Source organism: Rhizobium ecuadorense, from assembly GCF_001187535.1.
GTDB lineage: Bacteria > Pseudomonadota > Alphaproteobacteria > Rhizobiales > Rhizobiaceae > Rhizobium > Rhizobium ecuadorense.
The window spans coordinates 1-624 of record NZ_LFIO01000063.1 but is presented as its reverse complement, the minus strand read 5'-3'; the positions used below and the strand labels follow the sequence as shown (position 1 = coordinate 624).

1 pseudogene is annotated in these 624 nt (G+C 61.5%); it reads left to right on the top strand.

Going from position 1 to position 624, the window contains the following annotated elements:
• Positions 1-562 (top strand): annotated as a pseudogene (locus AF337_RS02585) (transporter); the annotation flags it as partial.
• Positions 563-624: the final 62 nt, after the last annotated feature.

The window sequence follows — 624 nt, the reverse complement described above, 5'->3', positions numbered from 1 at the left end:
CTCGCGCACCATCCTGCCAGTCACATGGCAGAACGACATTGCCGGACCGTCGGGAACGCAGTTCGGTCTCGGCGACATCACGCAAAGCTTCTTCTTCTCGCCGTCCAAGCCGACCGAGAGCGGCATCGTCTGGGGCGTCGGCCCCGTGTTCCTGCTGCCGACGGCGACGGACGAGCTCCTCGGAAGCGGCAAGTGGGGTGCGGGTCCGACAGCGGTCGCCCTTAAGCAGGACGGCCCCTGGACTTACGGCTTTCTCGGGAACCACATCTGGTCGTTCGCTGGTCAAAGCGACCGGGAGGATGTGAGTTCGACGTTCCTCCAGCCGTTCCTCTCCTACACGACCAAGGACGCCTGGACGTTCTCCCTGAATACGGAGTCGACATATAACTGGGAAACGAACGACTGGTCGGTGCCGATCAACTTCGCAGTCGCCAAGCTGATCACCATCGACAAACAGCCAATCAGCCTGACGGCGGGCATACGATATTGGGCGGCGGCCCCAGACGACGGCCCGGAAGGACTGGGCTTCCGCGTGGCGGTGACGTTCCTCTTTCCGAAGTGATCTCTTGCCTAATTCGAACGAACGCCATCTACATTGATCACTCGCTGGGCGGCGGCCACAAT